This window comes from Halomonas sp. E14, from assembly GCF_052568415.1.
On sequence record NZ_CP199423.1, the window covers coordinates 3,039,499 to 3,058,646 of the forward strand.

A 19,148-nucleotide genomic window follows, 5' to 3' on the forward strand; every position below is an offset into this window, starting at 1 on the left:
GCGTCTCGTCAGGATGTGGTGGCCGAGGTGCGCAGGCGGATCGTCACCCGCTCGCCGGCCGCCTTGTCGCTCAGGCTGATCCGGCGCCCCTCATGCAGCAGTCGATGATTGACCTTCGGTGAACCGACCCGAAGGCGATAGCTATTGCCGGGCACCGCTTCGTCGATATCCTCGATCCAGTAGCCGCCCTGGCCATCGGAGACCTGGCGCCCCCGCCCCGGCACATGGCCGAGCCCGGCGGAGAAGTCGGGCTGGTGGCTGCGCTCCAGCACCATGCGGCCCTGGCGGTGGCGATAGCAGTCCTGCACCCGGATGGTGGTGACGGAGTGGTTCCACTCCACACACCAGGCGTGGCCCTCGGGCATGGGCAAGGAGACAAGCAGGCGGCCGTCCTCGGCTTCCACCTCCAGGCGGGCTTCGCCGGCCACGGCGCCGCCGGCGGCCAGCAACAGCAGCGCGAGAGCCGCGCACCCCAAGGTGCGACGACTCCCGCTCAGGACAGAGGCACGCACTACCCAGTGCCTGCGCCGGTAACGCTCAGGGGCGCTGGTGGTCCGCCACCTCGGCGCCGACTTCCTCGTAGTAGCGCAGCGCGCCCGGGTGGAAGGAGATCGGCGTGGAGTTGATGCTGAACTCGACGGTGGTGTCGTTGGCCGCCGGATGCACGGCGATCAGCTCGTCGGTCTGCTCGAACAGCATCTTGGTGATCTGGTAGGCCAGCTCTTCGTCCATCTCGCTGCTCACCGCCAGCACGTTGGGAATGCTGATGGTCTGCACCGCTTCGTCCATGCCGTCGTACATGCCGGCATGCAGTTCGTAGGCGGCAAACACCGGCTCGACCTCGCGGGCGTTGGCGATCTCCTCGTCGCTGAAGCCGATCAGGCGAATGTCGCGGGTGGCCGCCAGGTTGAGGATCGAGCTGGTGGGCGGGCCCACGCTCCAGAAACCGGCATCGATGTCGCCGTCGCGGATGGCATCGGCAGTTTCGTTGAAGTTCAGGCGCTGCGGGGTGAAGTCGTCGTAGGTGATGCCGTTGGCTTCGAGCAGGGCGCGGGCGTTGAGCTCGGTGCCGCTGCCGGGGGCTCCCACTGAGACGCGCTTGCCGCGCAGGTCCTCGAGGGAGTTGATGTCGGAATTGCCCAGGGTGACGAGCTGCACGGCGTTGGGGTAGACCGAGGCCAGGGCGCGGATGTTGTCGAGCTGGCGGCCCTCGAAGTCGCCGGTGCCGCTGTAGGCCTGGTAGACGGTGTCGGCCAGGGCGAAGGCGATGTCGGAATCGCCGCGCCATACCAGCCCCATGTTTTCTACCGAAGCGCCAGTCACCTCGGCCACGGCGCTCGCGCCTTCGATATGCTTGTTGATCATCTCCGCCAGGCCACCGCCCAGGGGATAGTAGACACCGCCGGTACCGCCGGTCGCGATGGAGAGCTGCTGGGCAGCCGCCAGCGGGGCAGTCGCCAGCAGCGACGCAGCGATGGCGTAATGGAAAGCTCGCATGGAAATCCTCCGTCCTGAAACCGGTTTACTTATGGTTGTTGGTCTTGGCACCGCAAGGGGAGCGGCGCCCGTAAAAGCTAGCACGCCCCTGCAAGAGGGGCTAGCCGGCAGTGTCTACGTTTTGGCGAAGTTTCAGCAATTCCACGATGGTAGGTTGATCGCATGTTGCCGTGGGGGGCGGCGCAAGGAAAGCCAGGCGGGGACGCAGGCGGGGTAATCGCGCCGGCACTCAGCCCGGCAGTCCATCGGGGCGCGCCGTCACCAGGATGCGCAGGAAACCGACCAGGTAAAGCGCATAGGCAAGCAGCCACAGCACCGCGGGCACCAGCATGCCGGCCAGCAGGTACTGCTGCGGCCAGGCCAGCGGCACCGCGACACGCAGCGCCCCGCCCAGCAGCAGGCAGGCCAGCGCCGGCCAGATCACCCTGGGCAGCACCAGGGGGCGCCCGGTGTGGCGCAGCCCGGCGATGCAGAACACCGCCAGTACCGCCGTGCCGATGGCGCCGATGAACAGCGCGTGGCGACCGGCGTAGGCGGGCCAGCTCTCCAGCAACGCGGCCAGCCCTACCAGCGCCAGCCCCAGCGTCAGCCACACGTAGGCCAGGGTCAGCAACAGCAGATAGAGGCGCCCCATGGCCCGCCCCCAGGGCCACTCGGAGAGTCGGTCCGCCTGGGCGGCGGCCGCGGCAAGGGCGATCCAGCCGGTCACGGGGTGACCCGGCGCCAGCAGGTCCGCCACCACGAACAGGCACAGCGCCGCCACGGCGAGGTGCTCACGAGCCGGCGTCAGGCGCGGCGGCCCGGCGTGTCCGCTCTCCTTGAGCGCCGCCATGGCCACCACGCGCACGATGCGGGTGGCGGTCACCGCGATCATCACCAGCAGCAGGTTGGCCGCCAGGTTCAGCAGCGTCATCGGGGCGACGGCGCCCGGCAGCCAGCCCAGCCAGTTCAGGTAGAAGGCCAGCTGGGCCGCGGCGAAGAGCGCCAGCAGCCCGCCGAGGCTGAGATGACGACGCCCCTCGGCACCGAGCAGCGCCGGCAGCGCCCAGGCCAGCAGCACCAGCGGAAAGGCCAGGTTGATGGCGGCCACCGAGGCGCCCGGCAGGCTGTCGGACAGCCAGGCGGCGACCCGCCCGGCCAGCCATAGCGCCACCAGGGCGGCCAGGCGGCCGCCCTCCAGCGGCGCCACCTTGGCCCAGGAGGGCACGGCGGTAAGCAGGAAGCCGGCCAGCGCGGCGGACACCACGCCGAACAGCATTTCGTGGCCGTGCCAGGCCAGCAGCGGCATGCCCAACGGCAGCGAGACCCGGTGCAGCATGCCGCCCACCCAGGGCAGCAGGGCGAGCGGCGCATAGGCCGCGGCCAGCACGAAGAAAGGGCGGAAGGCGTAGGCGAGGATCGGCCAGGGGCGCGGTGGCGCGAAGCCGGTAGGCGAGTTGGACATGACGCACTCCCTCAGGGCGCGAGATCGAGGTAGAAGCCGGCGTCGGGCAGGCCGCCACCGATGAAGCCGGGCGAAAGCTCGGCCAGCGCGCCCAGGAAGCGCTCAAGCTCGGGGCGCGCCGCCGGCGCATCCAGCATCTTCAGCTGGGTGCGTCGCACCGCGGCTTCCACGACCTCAGCCGACAGCGGGGAGAGTTCGGCGCCCAGCCGCCCCGCCTCCTCGGGGTTCGCCACCGTCCAGGCCACCGCCTCCGCAATCGCCCGCTGCACGCTGCGCACCCCCTCGGGATGCGCCTCCACCAGCTCGCGGCGGCAGATCACCCCGGCCTGGGGCAGCCCCGGCGGCTCGCCGGTCACCCTCGCCCACTCCGCCTGCAGGTCGAGCTCCAGCGGCTGTAGCCCGAAGCCTGCCGCCTGCAGGCGGGTTGAGGAGCGCATCGGCTCCGGCAGCACCACCACGTCGAGCCGCTGGGCGAGGAACATCTGCACGGTCTCGAAGGGACTGGCGTGGTAGGTGATGCGCAGGTCCTTGCCCACCGTCATGCCCTGCCGGGCCAGCAGATAGCGCAGCACGAGGTCGGGCATGTCGCCGCGCCAGGGCACGCCGACATGGCGCCCGGCCAGATCCTCGATGCGGGTCAGCGGGCCCTTGGCCGCCAGCACGCCCAGGGTGCCCCAGACGTTGACGTTCATCAGCGCCACCGGCACCCCGCGGTTGTAGAGATTGGCCGCCACGTTGGTGGGCGTGGCGGTCAGCTGGATCTCGCCCCCAGCGACCCAGGCGCGCAGCTGGTCCGGGTCGCGCCAGGGGTTCAGCGTGGCCTGCTCGAACCAGGTTGCCAGCGCCTCGTCCTGCAGCGCACGGGCCAGGATCACCTGGGGCAGGCCATAGGGGGTAGCGGCACGCAGCGCGGGGCCGGCCGCGAAACCGGCGATGGGCACCGCGGCCAGGGTTGCCGCGGCGGCGGCCAGCTGCAGCAGCCGGCGGCGCTGTAGATCGATCATGAGGTGAGTTCCTCGTCCTGGCGAAATAGGAAGCTGCGGGCCACCGCGGGATGGCGCAACAGCGCCCCGGCGGCTTCGTAGAGAAAGGCGGTGTCGCGTTCGGCGAAGGGGCGCGTCACGCGCTCCTCGTGGACAATGCGCGCAGGCGACGGCGACAGCACCACCACCCGATGCCCCAGGCGCAGCGCCTCGGTGAGGTCATGGGTCACCAACAGCGAGGCGATGCCGCGCCGCGACAGCAGGTCGAGCAGCAGCGCCTGGGCCTCGCTGCGCATGCCCACGTCCAGCGCGCTGAAGGGCTCGTCGAGCAGCAGCATGTCGGCGTCCACCGCCAGGGCCCGGGCCAGCGCCACGCGCTGCTGCATGCCGCCGGACAGCTCATGGGGAAAATGGTCGAGGCGCTCGGCCAGCCCCAGCTCCTCGGCCAAAGCCCGCGCCCGTGCCAGGCGCTCGCCGCGCGGTACGCCCAGCGCCTTGAGCCCCAGGGCGATATTGTCGAGCAGCCGCCGCCAGGGCAGCAGTCGAGCCTCCTGGAACACCATGGTGCTGCGATGGAAGCTGTCGATGACGCGTCCTTCGCTCGGCGCCATCAGCCCTGCCGCCAGGCGCAGCAGCGTGGTCTTGCCGCAGCCGGACGGGCCGACCAGGCAGACCGACTCCCCCGGCGCCACGCTCAGGTCGACGCCGCCGACGATGCGCGACATTCCCAGGGTATGGCCTACCGCTTCGAGTCTCAGCATGTCAGCGCCCTCCCCGCCCGGACTGGCGCCAGGGCTCCATGCGCCGCTGCAGCGGACGCAGCAGGCCGTGCTCGGTGGCCAGCAGCAGCGCCACCACCAGCACGATCCAGGCCATGGCGGCGGCGGTATCCAGGTTGACCCGCGCCAAGGCCAGCCCCGCACCGATGCCGTCCTCGGTGGCGAACAGCTCGGCCATCACCGCCACCTTCCAGGCCACGCCCAGCGCCGTTACCAGCGCCGGAAACACGTACGAGACGATGTGCGGCAGGGTGATGTCCACCAACCGCATCAGCGCCGGCAGCTGGAACACGTCGGCCATCTCCTGCAGGCGACGGTCCAGCGTCATCGCGCCCATCTGCGCCCCGGCGAAGGTGACCGGCAGGGTGGTGGCCATCACGGTGTAGACCGTGGCCAGGGAGCCGCTGCCGAACCACAGGATCGCCAGCACGATCCAGGCGATCGGTGGAATGCCCAGCAGCACGGTGGAGACCGGCTCCAGCGCCCGCCCGACGGTTCGCGACAGCCCCGCCAGCAGCCCCAGCGAGATGCCGGCCAGCGCCGCCAGGCCGAAGCCCAGCATGGCGCGCCAGGTGGTGGCCCAGATGGCCGCCGCCGCCCCTTCGTGCCACAGGCGGCCCAGGGCCGCCAGGGCATCCCTTGGCCCGGGCAGCAGGAAGCTGCCGTAGGCCAGGCTGCCCCACTCCCACAGCGCCACGAACAGCAGCACCCCGGTCAGGCTGCCGCCCCAGCCCAGCAGCGTCGCGACGCCTCGCGCCGGTAGAGATCGTCTCATGGCCCCTCACATCAAAGAGAACGAGAATGATTGGAGTTTAATGACCTGGGCGCGACGCTGCTTTGATGGCGGTCAACCTCGGCGCATTCGTGCTCACCCCACGGCATCGATCAAGCTGACGGAAGGCTGACTCAGATCAAATAAGAATAATTATAATATGCATTAAATTTACTCCTTCCAATGGAGGAGTTCTCATGCACGCTCATCGCCCCGCTTCGCCTGCCCTGCCCTATTTCCCCTTTGCCCCCCTGGCCCTGGCTATCGGCATGGCCCTGAGCCCCACGGTACTCGCCGAAGGCGGCACGGCGCTCAGCCTGCCCAGCCTGACGGTCACGGCCAAGGGCTACGCGGCCGATGAGCTCGACACCCCCAGCGCCACGCTGCGCCTGGACGCCGCCACCGCACCCGCCACGGCCAGCGTCGGCAGCCTGTTCCGCGGCCAGCCGGGCACGGCCGTGCAAAGCGACGGCGCCTGGGGCCAGAACCCGGTGCTGCGCGGCCTGCAGAAGGAGAGCATCGTGCTGCAGGTCGACGGGGTGCGGTTCAACTCGGCGCAGCCCCAGGGCGCGCTGGCGTCGTTCGCCAGCCTCGGCCTGCTCGACAGCATCGAAGTGGTGAAAGGCCCCGGCTCCGTGCTGCACGGCAGCGGTGCCCTGGGCGGCGCGGTCAACCTGCGCACGCCGGAGGCGAGCTTCAGCGAACGGCCCTCGCTGAGCGGACGCGTCTCGGCCAACGCCGGCAGCGTCGATGACAGCCTCGGCGGCGGCGCGGTGCTGCAGCTTGCCAACGCCGACCACGCCCTGGTGCTGGGCGCCACCGGGCGCGATGTCGGCGACTACGACACCCCCCAGGGGCGCATGGAGAACACCGGCTTCGAATCGAGCGCCTTCCTGGCCAAGTACGCCTTCCGCCTGGCCGACGGCCACCGCCTGCAGCTCAACGTGCAGCAGCAGGAAGATCGCGACGTCTGGTACCCCGGCTCGACCAAGCGAGCGCCTATGCCGGCGCTGGGCATGCTGACGATTCACTCGCCGCGCCAGGAACGCGAGCTTTATGAACTGAGCTACCAGGGTGAGGTGGGGCCCGGCACGCTCGAGACCAGCCTGTACCGCCAGGAGGCGTTCCGCCAGATCCGCGGCTACTCCAGCGGCCTGGACCGCAACCAGGTATGGAACGACGTCACCTTCACCACCGACGGTGGCCGCGCCCAGTACCGCCTGCCGCTGGGCGAGCGCCACCTGCTCACCGTGGGTACCGAAAGCTGGGAGATGAGCGGCGACCCGCAGCGCTTCCAGTTCCAGGGGATCAGCAATAACGTGAATCCCAGCTCGCCGTTTCGCAACGGCAGCATCGAGAGCCGCGGCGTCTTCGTGCAGGACGAGGTGATGTTCGATGACTGGACCCTGATGCTCGGCGTCCGCTACGACAGCGTGACCGGCGATGCCGACGTCAAGGGCAACGGGCCAAACGCCACCCGCGAAGGGCTGCGCAACTCCAGCGATACCGTCTCCTGGTCCATCGGCGCCATCTACAACGCCTCCCCGATGCTCAACCCCTACGTCAACCTGGGCTCCGCCTACCGCGCCGCGGACATGCGCGAGCGCTTCGAGGACGCCGAGCGCGGCGACGGCTATTTCCACATCGGCAACCCACAGCTCGACCCCGAGCAGTCCACCAGCCTGGAGCTGGGCCTGAAGGGGCGCAGCGAGCGCGGCGAATACCAGCTGGCCGCCTTTCATACCCGCATTGACGACTATATCGCCGGGCGCGTCACCGGCATGAAGAACGCCCAGGGGCTGCCCATCAAGCGCACCGAGAACCTGGACCGGGTTGAGATCCAGGGCGTGGAGGCAGGCTTCATGGTGCCCCTCGACGGGGCGCTGGCCGGTGGCCACTGGCAGCTCGACGGCAGCCTGACCTGGCTGCACGGCACCAACAAGCAGGATAACGAGCCGCTCTACCAGATGCCCGCCGCCGAGGCCACGCTGGGCATCGGCCAGCGCCCCGAGCTGGGCTTCCACTGGCACGCCCAGGTACGCGGCGTGGCCAGCCAGGATCGCACCGCGGACCGGTTCTCCAACGGCACCGAGCCGTCCACCCCGGGCTACGCCACCGCCGACCTGAACCTCGGCTGGAGCTTCGGTCCGGCGGTCGGCTTCACCGCTCTGGAGGCGGGCCTGGCGGTGAACAACCTGTTCGACAGCGGCTACCGCGAACACCTCACCGACCAGCCCTACGGCAGCGAGCTGCTCGCCCCCGGGCGCGGCGCCGTGGCCACGCTGCGCGGACGCTTCTGACCGAGCGCCCCGCGGCAGCAGGGCGGCGCCTAGCGGCGCCGCCCTGCCCTTGCCAGCGCCTGGATCGGCTTGCCTGCCACGAAAGAATCATCGAACGGACACTGGCAAATCCGCCGAATTGCCCCCATGATGGGAAGGTCGCCACCGCCCACTGGAGCATCATGAGTACGGCACGACATTCAACCAGCGCGGAACTTCTCGACCCCCCGCGAAGGTGCCCTGACCTAGACGTCAGGGATCTGGAAAAACGCACACGCCTCATGCGCATCGTCACTCGGCTGATCGCCGTCTCCGACCTCGGTTGCCGCGACATCGCGCGCCGCGCCGGGCTACCGGCACAGAAGATCAGCGACTTGCTGGCGGGCCGTCTTGAACACCTCTCTCTCGATGAGCTGCGGCTCGTCTACCACACCATCGATCCCGACGGCGCCCTGTAGCGGCCCTGGCCAATAGCGCTGGCTGCCGCCCAGAGCGAAGCATGCCCCTGCCGCACGTTCGGCAAGGGCATGGCATGGCAGCGGCTCGATGGCGGGCGCTTACTCCTCGCGCTGCTCGTACTCCTCGGCGGCGCGAATCGCCTCCGCCTCGCTGTCATGCTCCGACACCACGATCTCATTGCTGGGGTCGGTCTCGTCGATCACGTTCCAGCCGGTCACCGGCAGGTTCATGTCCTGGGCGTCACGAATGGGTTCCACGCGCGCCTGCTTGGGTCCGCTCTTGGGCATGTTGCCTCCTTGCGCCTTGCCTTGGTCAGGGTGCCTCATCAACCTAGCCAACCCCCGCAGGAAAGCCAAACGCAGCCGGCCGCCGGCCTGTCATTCCGGCGGCAGATCGGTCATCGCCCCGGTGCTGGCAGAGCTCACCGTACGCGCGTACTTGGCCAGCACGCCGCGGGTATAGCGCGGCGCAGGCTGGTGCCATGCCGCACGCCTGCGCGCCAGTTCGGCCTCGTCGACATGCAGCTCGATGGTATCGGCCTCGGCATCGATGGTGATGGTGTCGCCGTCCTCCACCAGCGCCAGCGGCCCGCCGTCGAAGGCCTCGGGCGAGACATGCCCCACCACGAAACCGTGGCTGCCGCCGGAGAAGCGCCCATCGGTGATCAGCGCCACCGAATCCCCCAGGCCACGGCCCATGATCGCCGAGGTGGGGGTCAGCATCTCGCGCATGCCGGGCCCGCCCTTGGGCCCCTCGTAGCGGATCACCACCACGTCGCCGGCCGCCACGGTACCGTCGTTAATGCGCGCCTGGGCCTCCTCCTCGGAGCCGAACACCCGGGCGCTGCCGGAGAAGCGCGTGCCCTCCTTGCCGCTGATCTTGGCCACCGCGCCCTCCGGCGCCAGGTTGCCGTAGAGGATGCGCAGGTGGCTCTCGCGCTTCAATGGAGCCTCCAGCGGGGCAATGATCCGCTGGCCTTCCGGATAGGGCGCCACCGCGGCCAGGTTCTCGGCCAGGGTCTTGCCGGTCACGGTGAGGCAGTCGCCGTGCAGCAGGCCGGCGTCGAGCAGCATCTTCATCAGCGGCTGGATGCCGCCGATCTCGACCAGCTCGCTCATCATGTAGCGCCCGCTGGGACGCAGGTCGGCCAGCACCGGCACGCGCCGGCCGATCTCGGTGAAGTCGGAAAGCGCAAGCGGCACGCCGACGGTGGCGGCCATGGCCACCAGGTGCAGCACCGCGTTGGTGGAGCCGCCCAGCGCGATCACCACCGTGATGGCGTTCTCGAAGGCGTGGCGGGTCATGATGTCGGAGGGCTTGATGTCGCGCTCGAGCAGTTCGAGCACCGCGGCGCCGGCCGCCTCGCAGTCGGCCCGCTTGGCCTGGGAGATGGCATTCTGCGCCGAGCTGCCGGGCAGGCTCATGCCCAGCGCCTCGATGGCCGAGGCCATGGTGTTGGCGGTATACATGCCGCCGCAGGAGCCGGGGCCGGGAATTGCCGTCTCCTCGATCTGCTTGAGTTCGATCAGGTCCAGGTCGCCGCGGCTGTGGGCGCCCATGGCCTCGAACACCGAGACGATGTCGGTGCGGTTGGCGCCGGGCTGGATGGTGCCGCCATAGACGAACACGCTGGGCCGGTTGAGCCGCGCCATGCCCATCACGCAGCCCGGCATGTTCTTGTCGCAGCCGCCGATGGTCACCAGCCCGTCGAAGCCCTCGCAGCCGGCCACGGTCTCGATGGAGTCGGCGATCACCTCCCGCGACACCAGCGAATACTTCATGCCCTCGGTGCCGTTGGCGATGCCGTCGGAGATGGTAATGGTATTGAAGATCACGCCCTTACCACCGGCCCCGTCGGCCCCGTCGCGGGCGCGTTCGGCCAGCTCGTGGATGTGGCTGTTGCAAGGCGTGACCATGCTCCAGGTGGAGGCGATGCCCACCTGGGGCTTGGTGAAATCTTCGTCGCTGAAGCCCACCGCGCGCAGCATGGCACGGCTGGCCGACTTGCCGACGCCATCCACCACGGCGGCGGAATGGCGGCGGCGGGGATCCTGCTTGTCGCTCATGGGGCGATCTCCGTTGCGGTTGCACTCCCCTGAGGGTGGCCCTGCGCGGCCAAGCTGGCAAATCGGTCCGTTCAGGCCGGCGGGGCCGGTTTCGGCAATGAAATGTCACGCAGGGCCTCAAGCTGACTTGTTCCAGGCCGATATGACGGCACCCCCTGGAATGCTATAACAACGAAAAAACTAAACGCCTTCTTCCCGCAGGGAGCCGACATGCCTTTCAGCGAAGCCAAGGAACATGCCCCAGGGCGCCTTCACCACATCTTTGCCGACCCTTACACCGCCTTCGACAACCTAGTGACGGAGCGCCAGCTGCATCTGCGAATCGCCCTGCAGGCGCTGGTCCACGAGCCGCTGGCTGAGGGCCGCCTGACGCTTAGGGTCATACACGGCTGGGAGAACGGCGGTTTTGAACCTGCCGACCTGGCACACGGCGACCACCCCATCGCATCGCTGGTTGAATTCGAGGAGGTGTGCCAGCGCTATCAGCCGAGGCTGGACCGCACCTCTTCACTGCCCCGCGACGACGCCACGCTGCTCGCCGCCCCGCTGGCCGACGCCATTGCCGCTGCCAAAGCCAAGGGCCAGGCGCTGGATGACGAGACCCGCAGCATCCCCGCCCACTGGCCCGCCTTCGAGCACGGCCTGACGCTCTACACCTTCTTCAAGGTGTACTACCGGCTCACCTACGGCGAAGACGACCGCTACCGCTCGATCCGCTGCGAAACCCAGGAAGGCACCCGCGAGGTGCATGAATTCCACCTTGAAGAGGGGGAATTCGCCGTGATCCGCCCCGTCGACGGCCAACAAGGACATAGCGTACTGGCCCTGCATATCAGCCAGTTGGAACCCGTGCTGGCGCTACTGAAGGCGTGCCGCAGCACCTGAGCACCGATACCCCGCCATGGCGGTACGCCTACCAGGCTGGCGCCATGAAGCGCTCGCCGGCCGACTGCCTATTTCTCGCGGGGCACCCTGCCCAGCAGGTAGAACTCCGGGTTGGGCGGGGTGCCGGTAAGGGTAACCAGGCGGTTGGAGAGGCTGAAGAAGGCCGCGACGGCACCGATGTCCCAGATGTCGTCGTGGGTAAAGCCCACTTCGGTCAGCCGAGCCTGCCACTCGTCGGTAAGCTCACCCACCTCCAGGCCGCAGTGGAACGCGAAGTCGAGCATCACTCGGTGGCGCTCGCTGATCGGCGCGGTGTGATGGTTGATGGCCACCTGGTCGGCCAGCAGCGGGTCCTTGCTGTAGATGCGTACCAGCGCGCCATGGGCCACCACGCAGTAGAGGCAACGATTGCGGGCGCTGGTGGCAACCACGATCAGCTCTTTTTCCGCCTTGGTCAGGGTGTCGGACTCGCGCTCCATCAGCGCATCGTGATAGGCGAAGAAGGCTCGAAATTCCGCCGGGCGGTGGGCCAGCATCAGAAAGACGTTGGGTACGAAGCCGGCTTTTTCCTGAACGGCCAGGATGGCGTCGCGAATGTCCTGGGGCAGGTCGTCGAGCGACTCGGGAACGGGAAAACGGCTCAGTGGGGTGGGCATGCGAGTGGCTCCTGGCATTATCGTTATTCTGCGAATATCCAGTTAACGTTAACGTCAGCTACCTGTCCATGCGACTTAGGCCGTTGCCAGGAAGCGCTTCGCCACGATCCGATTACGCCCCTGCTCCTTGGCTTCGTACATGGCTTGATCCGCTTCACGGTAGAGCACCATGGCGTCGCGGATATGCGCCCGGCCTTGTGTGTACACCAGGCCGAAGGAGCCAGTGATCACGCCGTGGCGCGAGGCAGGGTGAACGATCTCGAGCCCTGCGAGCGCCTGGCGAAAGCGCTCCAGCGCTTGATGCCCGGCGGCAAAGGATTCGGCTTCGAGCAGCAGACCAAACTCCTCGCCGCCCAGGCGAAACAGGCGGTCGCCGGTACGCCGGAAGTGCGACCGCAGCAAGCCCGCCACTTCGACCAGCACATGGTCACCGGCCTGGTGGCCGCAGCTGTCGTTGAATAGCTTGAAGTCGTCGACATCCATCATGGCGAACAGCAGCGGCTTGCCGTCACGCTCGCGCCGCTTGAGCTCCTCGTTGATCGTCGCCTCGAAGGTGCGGCGGTTCATCAGGCCAGTCAACGGGTCTGTCTGCGCCAAGGAGGCTAGCTGCCGATTGGCCTTCTCAAGCTCCCGGGTGCGCTGTCGCACCTCCTCCTCCAGGCGCTCGTTGAGCTGACGCTGCATGTCATGGGCTTGCTGCTGGGCAAGCAGCCGATCGTTCTTGAGCCGATTGAATTTCCAGGCCAGCCCCAGCGCCAGCAGCAGGAATTCAAGGCCTGAACCGGCTTGCACCGCATATTCGGTCACCAGGTTGTAGGGCAGCAGACCCGCCACGCGCAGGAAGTAGAGCCCGACGCCCACCAGCAGCACGCTCCACGCCAGCAGGAAGATCCTTGCCAGCGTATCGCCCCGGATGCTTCGCCAGGCCGCCAACCCGAGCAACAGCAGGGCCAGTGCAATGGCGGAGGGAATCTGCCCGCGCAAGACGGGTGCGTAGTGCCCCAGCAGCGCCGGCAGTGCACTCACCAGGCACAGGCCTGCCATGCCGTACATCGCCCAAGCCAGCCGCGGCGCGTGGCGCCTCAGACCCAGGTACGCGTCGCTGAACATTGCCAGGGTAATGGCGAAAACACCGATGTTGAGCGGTACGATCTGGTTGTTGAAGGTCGGGTGGTCGGGCCACCAGTACTGGAAGGCGTAGCCGCGCGCGATGAACATCAGCAGGAAAAAGGCACCCAGGTAGACCACGTAGATCAGCAGCAGGCGCTCGCGAGTCGCGAGGTAGAGCAGCAAGTTGTAGATCAGCAGCGCCAGCAGGGCGCCGAAATAAAAGCTGAACGCCATCAGCTCGCGCTGGGCACGCTCCAGAAAGCCCAGGGGCGACATGAGATAGAGCGGCGTGGCATCGAACAGCCCGTCGTGGGTATCCAGGCGCAGTACCACCTGGCGCCTTTCACCGGGCGGCAGTTCGAGCGGCAGAACGAAGGTGCGGTGCGCCACCGGCCGCGAATCGAAGGGCAGGCGGTTGCCTGTGTGCCATGACTGGACCACCTGCCCCTGCGCGTCGACGACCCAGGCGTCGAGATAGTCGTGGAGCGGCATGGCCAGCTCCAGCAGTCGCTGCAGGGCGGCCGGCGAATCATTGAGCACCTCGAAGCGCACCCACCACGCCGATGTCGAGAAGCTGAAGTTCAGGTGGTTCTGACGGGAAGCCTGCCAGGCCAGGCCCTGCGGCGATGCCAGGATCGTCTCGATGCTCAGTTTGCGCCCGGCGTCTTCCAGGAGCCACACCTCCGGACCGAGGTTGCGCTCTCCGCTTTCCAGCGACGCGTCGATCGCGGCGCTGGCCTGCAGGGGCAACAGCATCAGTAGTAGCAACAGCCAGGAAATGGCACCCGACAGCAGGCGGGGCAAGGCGCGGTGCTTGGGCACGTTACGTCCCGTTGTCGTTGACGGAGGCGGCTACTTTAGCAGGTCTTGCAGTACGTACGCTGCGCACAGACGTGAATCGGCCCCGTCTCCGGGAAGACGGGGCCGATTTCTTACACCTCGCGTCGCTGTCAGCTCAACGAGATGGTGCTGTTGATGCCGCTGGAGACGTTCTCCGGCTCAAACCAGCGTGCGGTGACGGTCTTGGTCTGGGTCCAGAACTGGATCGCCTGCTTGCCGTTGGGGCCTAGGTCACCGAGCTTGGACGCCCGCGATCCGGTGAAGCTGAAGTAGGCCACCGGCACCGGGATCGGCACGTTGATGCCAATCTGGCCGATGTCGATGTCGGTCTCGAAGCGGCGCGCCACCCAACCGGAGTTGGTGAAGATCGAGGTGCCGTTGCCGTTGGGGTTGGCGTTGATGAATTCGATCGCCTCGTCCAGGGTCTCGACGCTCACCACGCACAGCACCGGGCCGAAGATCTCCTCGCGGTAGATGCTCATCTCCGGGGTCACGTCGGCGAATAGGGTCGGGCCAACGAAGTTGCCGTTCGGGTAGCCTTCTACCTGGTAGCCGCGGCCGTCGACCAGCAGCCTGGCGCCTTCCTTCTCTCCAGCGCTGATCAGGCGCTCCACGCGTTCCTTGGCTTGGGGGGAGACCAGCGGGCCCAGGTCCGCGTCGGTCTGGGTGCCAGGGCCCACCTTCATGCTGCGGGTGCCCTCGACGATGTCTTCCAGCCACTCGCGGGCCTCGCCTACCAGCACCACCACCGAGTTGGCCATGCAGCGCTGGCCGGCAGCGCCGTAAGCGGAGCCGAGCAGGTTGTTGATGGCCTGGCTGCGATTGGCATCCGGCATGATCACGCAGTGGTTCTTGGCACCCATCATCGACTGCATACGCTTGCCGGCGGCGGCAGCGCGGTTGTAAAGCAGTGAGCCCACGTGGGTGGAGCCGATGAACGAGAGCGCCTTGATGTCCTGGTGGTCGGCGATCTGGTTGGCCACGTCCGGGCCGCCGTGCACCACGTTGAGCACGCCGGCAGGAATGCCCGCCTCGTGCGCCAGCTCGACCAGGCGCATGGTAGAAGTGGGGTCCTGCTCGGAGGGCTTGAGCACGAAGGTGTTGCCGGTGGCAATGGCCAGCGGGAACATGAAGCAGGGCAGCATGATCGGGAAGTTGAAGGCGGTGATGCCCGCCCCCACGCCCAGCGGCTGGTTGAGGGTATAGACATCCACCTCGCTGGCCGCGTTCTCGGCCAGCTCGCCCAGCTGCAGGCTGGTGATCGAGCAGGCGTGCTCCACTACTTCCAGGCCGCGGCCCACCTCGCCCACGGCGTCGGGTAGGGTCTTGCCGTGCTCCTCGGTGATCAGCGCGGCCAGCTCGTCGGTGTGCTCGCGAATCAGCGCCTGGAGCTTGAGCATGATGCGCATGCGCTTGCCCAGCGGCGTCTTGCGCCAAGTCTTGAACGCCTCCTTGGCGCTGGCCACGGCACGATCGACTTCCTCGGCGGTGCAGAACGGCACGCGTGCTACCACTTCCTGCGTGGCAGGATTGACCACGTCACGCCACTCCTGGCTCTGGGACGGGACGGCCTGGCCGTCGATAAACATTGGGATTTCGCGGATCGACATGGCGGCAAAAGCTCCTCTACTTATTGTCATCGTGGCTGTTCAAGCGCATTAGACTTTCTGTGTAGAAATACACGAAATACGTTGAAATCGAGTCTATCCAGTCGCGCAGGGAGGTGACAACGGGTAGTTGTTCACATGCTTTGTGCAATAATGCACAAGCAGCGCGTTTATGGAGACTTCCCATGCTCGACTGGCAGGATATCCAGATCTTTCTCGAAGTGGCGCGCAGCCAGCGCCTCACCGACGCCGCCCGACGCCTGGGGGTCGACCACTCCACCCTGTCGCGCCGTACCCGACGCTTCGAGCAGAAACTCAACACCCAGCTCTTCGAGCGTAGCACCCATGGCTATCACCTGACCGAGGCCGGCCAGCAGCTGCTGGCCCACGCCGAGGAGATGGCCCGCCACGCCTTCGAGGCGGGCGAAAGCCTGGCCGACAAGAACCGTCAATTGAGCGGCCAGATCCGCCTGGGCGTAACCGAAGGCTTCGGCACCTGGGTCATCGCCCCGCTGCTTTCGGCCTTCTGCGAGCGTCATCCGGGTATCACCCTGGACCTGCTCGCCCTGCCCCGGGTGGTCAACCTGAGCCGCCACGAGGCGGATCTCGCGATCACCGTGGAGCGCCCGGCAAGCCAGGGGCTGGTGATCTCCCGGCTGTGCGACTACCGGCTCAGGCTCTACGCCAGCCCGGCCTATCTCGCCCGCCACGGGCACCCCTCGCGGCTCGCCGAGCTGAGCCATCACCGGCTGATCGGCTATGTCGACGACCTGATCTTCAGCGAGCAGCTCAACTACCTTGACCCGCTGCTCGATCCCGCGGTGGTGGGCACGGCACCGCACTTCTCGATCCGCAGCACCAGCGTCACCACCCAGCACGCCGCGGCCCTGCAGGGGGCGGGGCTTGCCGTGCTGCCCTGCTTCATGGCCGAGACCGGTGAGCGGCTCGAAAGCGTGCTCGACGACGAGGTAGAGATCGTGCGCCAGTTCTGGATTACCGCGCGCCAGGAGCAGCGCAGGCTGGCACGGGTCAGGCTGCTGTGGGATTTCCTGCGCGAGGCGCTGGAGGCCAACCGGGCGCTGCTGATGGGCGAGGCGCGGGAGCTGGTGCTGCCCTAGCGCCCGCCAGCGCACCAGCTAACCCGGGAGGTCTAGGCCGGGGCCGGCGCGTCACGCCTCCCAGAACCGCTTGTCGTCATGCGTCTTGCGACCGAGCGACATTTGGTGCTCATAGGTGTCAGGACGGTAGAACCCTTCGATGTACTCGACGGGGCGATCGTCTTCGGTGAAAACCTTGCGTCGGATGCACAGCAGGGCGTCCCCTGGCTCGACATTGAGCAGCTCGGCCTGTCCAGGCGTGGCCAACTTAGCGGTAATCGCCTGTTCCGCACTGGTCACCTTGGCGCCAGCGCGCTCCAGCAGCAAGAGCAGCGGCTGAGAGGCCAGGTCGGCCTCGGTGAAGGTACGCCCGATCGCCTCGGGTACATAGGTGATCAACAGCGAGAAAGGGGAGCCGCGATGGCTGCGAATACGTGTCGCCTTCTGTACCAGCGCTCCTGGCTCCACTCCAAGCGCCTTGGCTACCTCCACCGAGGCCGCCACATAGCCAAAATCGATGACATTCACATCCGTCTTGAGCCCCATCGCGATGAGGTTCTCGATTACCCCGGAGATGCTCGCCTGCAGCGGCGACGACTCGTTGGAAGCCACCGGGAAGGTCCCCTTGCCGCGGTAGCGAACGATCAACCCTTCTCGGTCGAGGCGCTCCATCGCCTTGCGGATGGTGATTCGCGACACTTGGAACTGCTCGGTCAGGGCTATCTCGTTAGGCAACGGTTTCTCAGGAGTGAAGTGACCCTCCAGGATTGCTTGGCGCAAGACCAGATAGACACGATGGTGTTTCGGCCATGGATCACCGGCACTGCGGTTGGGCTGGCGTTTCGAGAGGTCTGTCACTGCGCCTCCTGTACCAGGAGCATTGAAACTGCTGGCTTTGGTTGTTATTCACGTCATGTCCTATTGACATAACAAAACGTACCATGCCGCCGCATCGCAAGCCAAACGTATTTGCTATCTCCTCAGCGGCCACTGCCCGAGGCCCCGTTCGTCAAAAGCATCCGCCTGACGCCACGGCTAGGCTATCTCCGCACTGTTTCAGAGCGCTCTATGGTGTTTTTCAGAGCCAAGGCCAGAAGGCGATCGCCTCTATTTGTTCTATTGACATTACAATAAAACCATACCTAGAGTGATTGTAAGACGCACTCGGGTTCATCAATAACTACGCCCGCGCTCGTCATGGCTTCACCCAGATCAATAAAAAGGAGTTTCCGATGCGCTTGAATGCCCCTCGCCTGCTGCTGGTCACGGCCGCCCCATTGAGCCTGATGCTCGCTGGCCTGGCCGTCGCGGATGACTACCCCAGCAAACCGATCACCCTGATTGTTGGCGCCTCAGCCGGCGGCACCACTGATGCACTGGCGCGCGAGGTCGCAGAGGGCCTATCCCAGAAGTACGATGTACCGACCGTGGTCGACAATCGCCCCGGGGCAGGTGCCAATATCGCTGCCCAGGCCGTTGCCAACAGCGACCCGGACGGCTACACGCTGCTGGTGGCTTATACCAGCCATACGTTGAACGCATCTTTGTTCCACCAGTTGCCCTACGATCCGGTCGAGGACTTCTCACCGATCTCCCTGCTCGGCGAGGTTTCCAGCATCCTGCTGTCGCGCCCAGACCTAGAGGTCGAGAGCCTGCAGGGCCTGCTCGACTACGCCGCCGAACAACCCGATGGCATTACCTTCGGGGTCGGCGGACTGGGCTCCTCGCTGCACATGGAAACCCTGAAGTTCATGCAGGAATCTGGTGTGCTTGGCTACGAAATTCCCTATAACGGCACCGCGCCGGCCATCGCCGACCTGATCGGCAGCCACATGGACGTGATGTTTGCTCCCTTTGCCGCCGCCATGCCGCTGGTCGAGTCGGGCGATGCCAACGCAATCGCCGTAACCTCGCCGGAGCGCATGCCCAATCTCGACCACATTCCCTCAGTCAACGAAACCTTGAGCGACTATCCCACCACCTACGGCTGGTTCGGCTTGCTCGGCCCGGCCGGCATGGATCCCGCCATTGTCGAGCGGCTCAATGCCGACGTGACCGAGATCATGCAGGGTGAGTCAGGAGCCGACCTGCTCGAGCGCGAAGGCGCCGAGCCGATCGATATCTCCGCAGAAGCGTTTGCCACCTTCATCGCCGAAGACATCGAGCGCTGGCAGGCCATCGCCGAGGCCGGCGACATCGAAAAGCAGTGATCGACGCGACCGATGACCAAATGGACACTCAAGGTCAATCATGACCTGTTCGGTGGGCTGCTGCTGGTAGGAATAGGCGCCTTCGCTTACTACCACGGCCAGCAGTATGCCATGGGCTCCCTGGCCCGCATGGGGCCCGGCTTCTTGCCCATCCTGCTCTCGGTGGTGCTGGGCGTGATGGGAGCCATTCTCACCGTCGCATCACAGTGGAAGCCGAGCAGTCGTGTGCAAATTCAGTTCGGGCAGTTGCTGATCGTGGCTGGCAGCCTGGCACTGTTCGCCCTGCTGCTGAGGCCGGCGGGACTGCTGGTTGCCACCTTCATCAGCGTGATTGTCTCCTCCTGGGCCGACCGCCAGATCACCTGGCCTGGCAGGCTATTGCTGGCTGGCGTGGTGGCCGGCCTGGCCTCACTGATCTTCATCGTCGGGCTCGGCATGAATATGCCGCTGTGGTGGGGCTAACT

18 protein-coding genes are annotated in these 19,148 nt (G+C 66.7%); 6 read left to right on the forward strand and 12 right to left on the reverse strand.

Annotated elements, in window-relative coordinates; translation table 11 throughout:
* Positions 1-8 precede the first annotated feature (8 nt).
* The 6 genes from ACT7B3_RS14140 to ACT7B3_RS14165 all read right to left on the reverse strand — a co-directional run bounded on the left by ACT7B3_RS14140 (position 9) and on the right by ACT7B3_RS14165 (position 5,478).
* The gene (locus ACT7B3_RS14140; protein ID WP_445158377.1) at positions 9-476 is read right to left on the reverse strand and encodes a DUF1850 domain-containing protein; all 468 of its coding nucleotides are present in this window, start codon (positions 474-476) and stop codon (positions 9-11) included.
* A gap of 61 nt (positions 477-537) precedes the next feature.
* Positions 538-1,497, reverse strand: a complete 960-nt coding sequence (locus tag ACT7B3_RS14145) for a TAXI family TRAP transporter solute-binding subunit (protein ID WP_445158378.1) — start codon at positions 1,495-1,497, stop codon at positions 538-540.
* Between the two features lie 229 nt (positions 1,498-1,726).
* The gene (locus ACT7B3_RS14150; protein ID WP_445158379.1) at positions 1,727-2,941 is read right to left on the reverse strand and encodes an NnrS family protein; all 1,215 of its coding nucleotides are present in this window, start codon (positions 2,939-2,941) and stop codon (positions 1,727-1,729) included.
* 11 nt (positions 2,942-2,952) lie between these two features.
* On the reverse strand, positions 2,953-3,945 hold the full coding sequence (locus tag ACT7B3_RS14155) for an ABC transporter substrate-binding protein (RefSeq protein ID WP_445158380.1): 993 nt from the start codon (positions 3,943-3,945) through the stop codon (positions 2,953-2,955).
* A complete protein-coding gene (locus tag ACT7B3_RS14160; protein WP_445158381.1) occupies positions 3,942-4,685 on the reverse strand; it encodes an ABC transporter ATP-binding protein in 744 nt (247 codons plus the stop codon). The genes ACT7B3_RS14155 and ACT7B3_RS14160 overlap by 4 nt, the downstream gene beginning before the upstream one ends.
* Position 4,686: 1 nt before the next feature.
* Positions 4,687-5,478 (reverse strand): ABC transporter permease, encoded by a 792-nt coding sequence (locus ACT7B3_RS14165; RefSeq protein WP_445158382.1) that lies wholly within the window; start codon positions 5,476-5,478, stop codon positions 4,687-4,689.
* A gap of 194 nt (positions 5,479-5,672) precedes the next feature.
* On the opposite strand from ACT7B3_RS14165, the gene ACT7B3_RS14170 reads away from it, so the two are divergent.
* Positions 5,673-7,775, forward strand: a complete 2,103-nt coding sequence (locus tag ACT7B3_RS14170; protein WP_445158383.1) for a TonB-dependent receptor — start codon at positions 5,673-5,675, stop codon at positions 7,773-7,775.
* A gap of 161 nt (positions 7,776-7,936) precedes the next feature.
* On the forward strand, positions 7,937-8,212 hold the full coding sequence (locus tag ACT7B3_RS14175) for an XRE family transcriptional regulator (RefSeq protein WP_445158384.1): 276 nt from the start codon (positions 7,937-7,939) through the stop codon (positions 8,210-8,212).
* Positions 8,213-8,311: 99 nt separating this feature from the next.
* Here ACT7B3_RS14175 and ACT7B3_RS14180 read toward each other — a convergent pair whose 3' ends face one another.
* Complete coding sequence (locus tag ACT7B3_RS14180; protein WP_445158385.1) at positions 8,312-8,500, reverse strand: hypothetical protein; 189 nt, start codon at positions 8,498-8,500, stop codon at positions 8,312-8,314.
* A gap of 90 nt (positions 8,501-8,590) precedes the next feature.
* Complete coding sequence (gene ilvD / locus ACT7B3_RS14185) at positions 8,591-10,279, reverse strand: dihydroxy-acid dehydratase (protein ID WP_445158386.1); 1,689 nt, start codon at positions 10,277-10,279, stop codon at positions 8,591-8,593.
* A gap of 210 nt (positions 10,280-10,489) precedes the next feature.
* Here ilvD and ACT7B3_RS14190 point away from each other — a divergent pair, with 210 nt between their 5' ends.
* Complete coding sequence (locus ACT7B3_RS14190; RefSeq protein WP_445158387.1) at positions 10,490-11,164, forward strand: hypothetical protein; 675 nt, start codon at positions 10,490-10,492, stop codon at positions 11,162-11,164.
* A gap of 68 nt (positions 11,165-11,232) precedes the next feature.
* On the opposite strand, the gene ACT7B3_RS14195 is transcribed toward ACT7B3_RS14190, so the two are convergent.
* The 3 genes from ACT7B3_RS14195 to ACT7B3_RS14205 form a co-directional block, all read right to left on the reverse strand.
* Positions 11,233-11,820, reverse strand: a complete 588-nt coding sequence (locus ACT7B3_RS14195; protein WP_444676860.1) for a peroxidase-related enzyme — start codon at positions 11,818-11,820, stop codon at positions 11,233-11,235.
* A gap of 75 nt (positions 11,821-11,895) precedes the next feature.
* Complete coding sequence (locus ACT7B3_RS14200; RefSeq protein ID WP_444676859.1) at positions 11,896-13,752, reverse strand: sensor domain-containing diguanylate cyclase; 1,857 nt, start codon at positions 13,750-13,752, stop codon at positions 11,896-11,898.
* A gap of 128 nt (positions 13,753-13,880) precedes the next feature.
* Positions 13,881-15,380, reverse strand: coding sequence for a CoA-acylating methylmalonate-semialdehyde dehydrogenase (locus ACT7B3_RS14205; RefSeq protein WP_445158388.1), 1,500 nt, complete (start codon positions 15,378-15,380; stop codon positions 13,881-13,883).
* Between the two features lie 182 nt (positions 15,381-15,562).
* On the opposite strand from ACT7B3_RS14205, the gene ACT7B3_RS14210 reads away from it, so the two are divergent.
* Positions 15,563-16,495: a LysR family transcriptional regulator gene (locus ACT7B3_RS14210; protein ID WP_445158389.1), complete on the forward strand. Its 933-nt coding sequence runs from the start codon at positions 15,563-15,565 to the stop codon at positions 16,493-16,495.
* A gap of 51 nt (positions 16,496-16,546) precedes the next feature.
* On the opposite strand, the gene ACT7B3_RS14215 is transcribed toward ACT7B3_RS14210, so the two are convergent.
* Positions 16,547-17,332 carry a GntR family transcriptional regulator gene (locus tag ACT7B3_RS14215; protein WP_445158390.1) on the reverse strand — a complete coding sequence of 262 codons (786 nt, stop codon included), beginning with the start codon at positions 17,330-17,332 and terminating at the stop codon, positions 16,547-16,549.
* A 374-nt stretch (positions 17,333-17,706) separates the two neighbouring features.
* Between ACT7B3_RS14215 and ACT7B3_RS14220 the strand changes: the two genes are divergently transcribed.
* Positions 17,707-18,684, forward strand: coding sequence for a Bug family tripartite tricarboxylate transporter substrate binding protein (locus ACT7B3_RS14220; RefSeq protein ID WP_445158391.1), 978 nt, complete (start codon positions 17,707-17,709; stop codon positions 18,682-18,684).
* Positions 18,685-18,696: 12 nt separating this feature from the next.
* Complete coding sequence (locus tag ACT7B3_RS14225; protein ID WP_445158392.1) at positions 18,697-19,146, forward strand: tripartite tricarboxylate transporter TctB family protein; 450 nt, start codon at positions 18,697-18,699, stop codon at positions 19,144-19,146.
* The last annotated feature ends 2 nt before the right edge of the window (positions 19,147-19,148 follow it).

Coding starts and splice junctions, on each gene's coding strand:
- ACT7B3_RS14145 (WP_445158378.1), bottom strand. CDS start 1,497: ATGCGAGCTTTCCATTACGCCATCGCTGCGTCGCTGCTGGCGACTGCC.
- ACT7B3_RS14150 (WP_445158379.1), bottom strand. CDS start 2,941: ATGTCCAACTCGCCTACCGGCTTCGCGCCACCGCGCCCCTGGCCGATC.
- ACT7B3_RS14155 (WP_445158380.1), bottom strand. CDS start 3,945: ATGATCGATCTACAGCGCCGCCGGCTGCTGCAGCTGGCCGCCGCCGCG.
- ACT7B3_RS14160 (WP_445158381.1), bottom strand. CDS start 4,685: ATGCTGAGACTCGAAGCGGTAGGCCATACCCTGGGAATGTCGCGCATC.
- ACT7B3_RS14165 (WP_445158382.1), bottom strand. CDS start 5,478: ATGAGACGATCTCTACCGGCGCGAGGCGTCGCGACGCTGCTGGGCTGG.
- ACT7B3_RS14170 (WP_445158383.1), top strand. CDS start 5,673: ATGCACGCTCATCGCCCCGCTTCGCCTGCCCTGCCCTATTTCCCCTTT.
- ACT7B3_RS14175 (WP_445158384.1), top strand. CDS start 7,937: ATGAGTACGGCACGACATTCAACCAGCGCGGAACTTCTCGACCCCCCG.
- ACT7B3_RS14180 (WP_445158385.1), bottom strand. CDS start 8,500: ATGCCCAAGAGCGGACCCAAGCAGGCGCGCGTGGAACCCATTCGTGAC.
- ilvD (WP_445158386.1), bottom strand. CDS start 10,279: ATGAGCGACAAGCAGGATCCCCGCCGCCGCCATTCCGCCGCCGTGGTG.
- ACT7B3_RS14190 (WP_445158387.1), top strand. CDS start 10,490: ATGCCTTTCAGCGAAGCCAAGGAACATGCCCCAGGGCGCCTTCACCAC.
- ACT7B3_RS14195 (WP_444676860.1), bottom strand. CDS start 11,820: ATGCCCACCCCACTGAGCCGTTTTCCCGTTCCCGAGTCGCTCGACGAC.
- ACT7B3_RS14205 (WP_445158388.1), bottom strand. CDS start 15,380: ATGTCGATCCGCGAAATCCCAATGTTTATCGACGGCCAGGCCGTCCCG.
- ACT7B3_RS14210 (WP_445158389.1), top strand. CDS start 15,563: ATGCTCGACTGGCAGGATATCCAGATCTTTCTCGAAGTGGCGCGCAGC.
- ACT7B3_RS14220 (WP_445158391.1), top strand. CDS start 17,707: ATGCGCTTGAATGCCCCTCGCCTGCTGCTGGTCACGGCCGCCCCATTG.
- ACT7B3_RS14225 (WP_445158392.1), top strand. CDS start 18,697: ATGACCAAATGGACACTCAAGGTCAATCATGACCTGTTCGGTGGGCTG.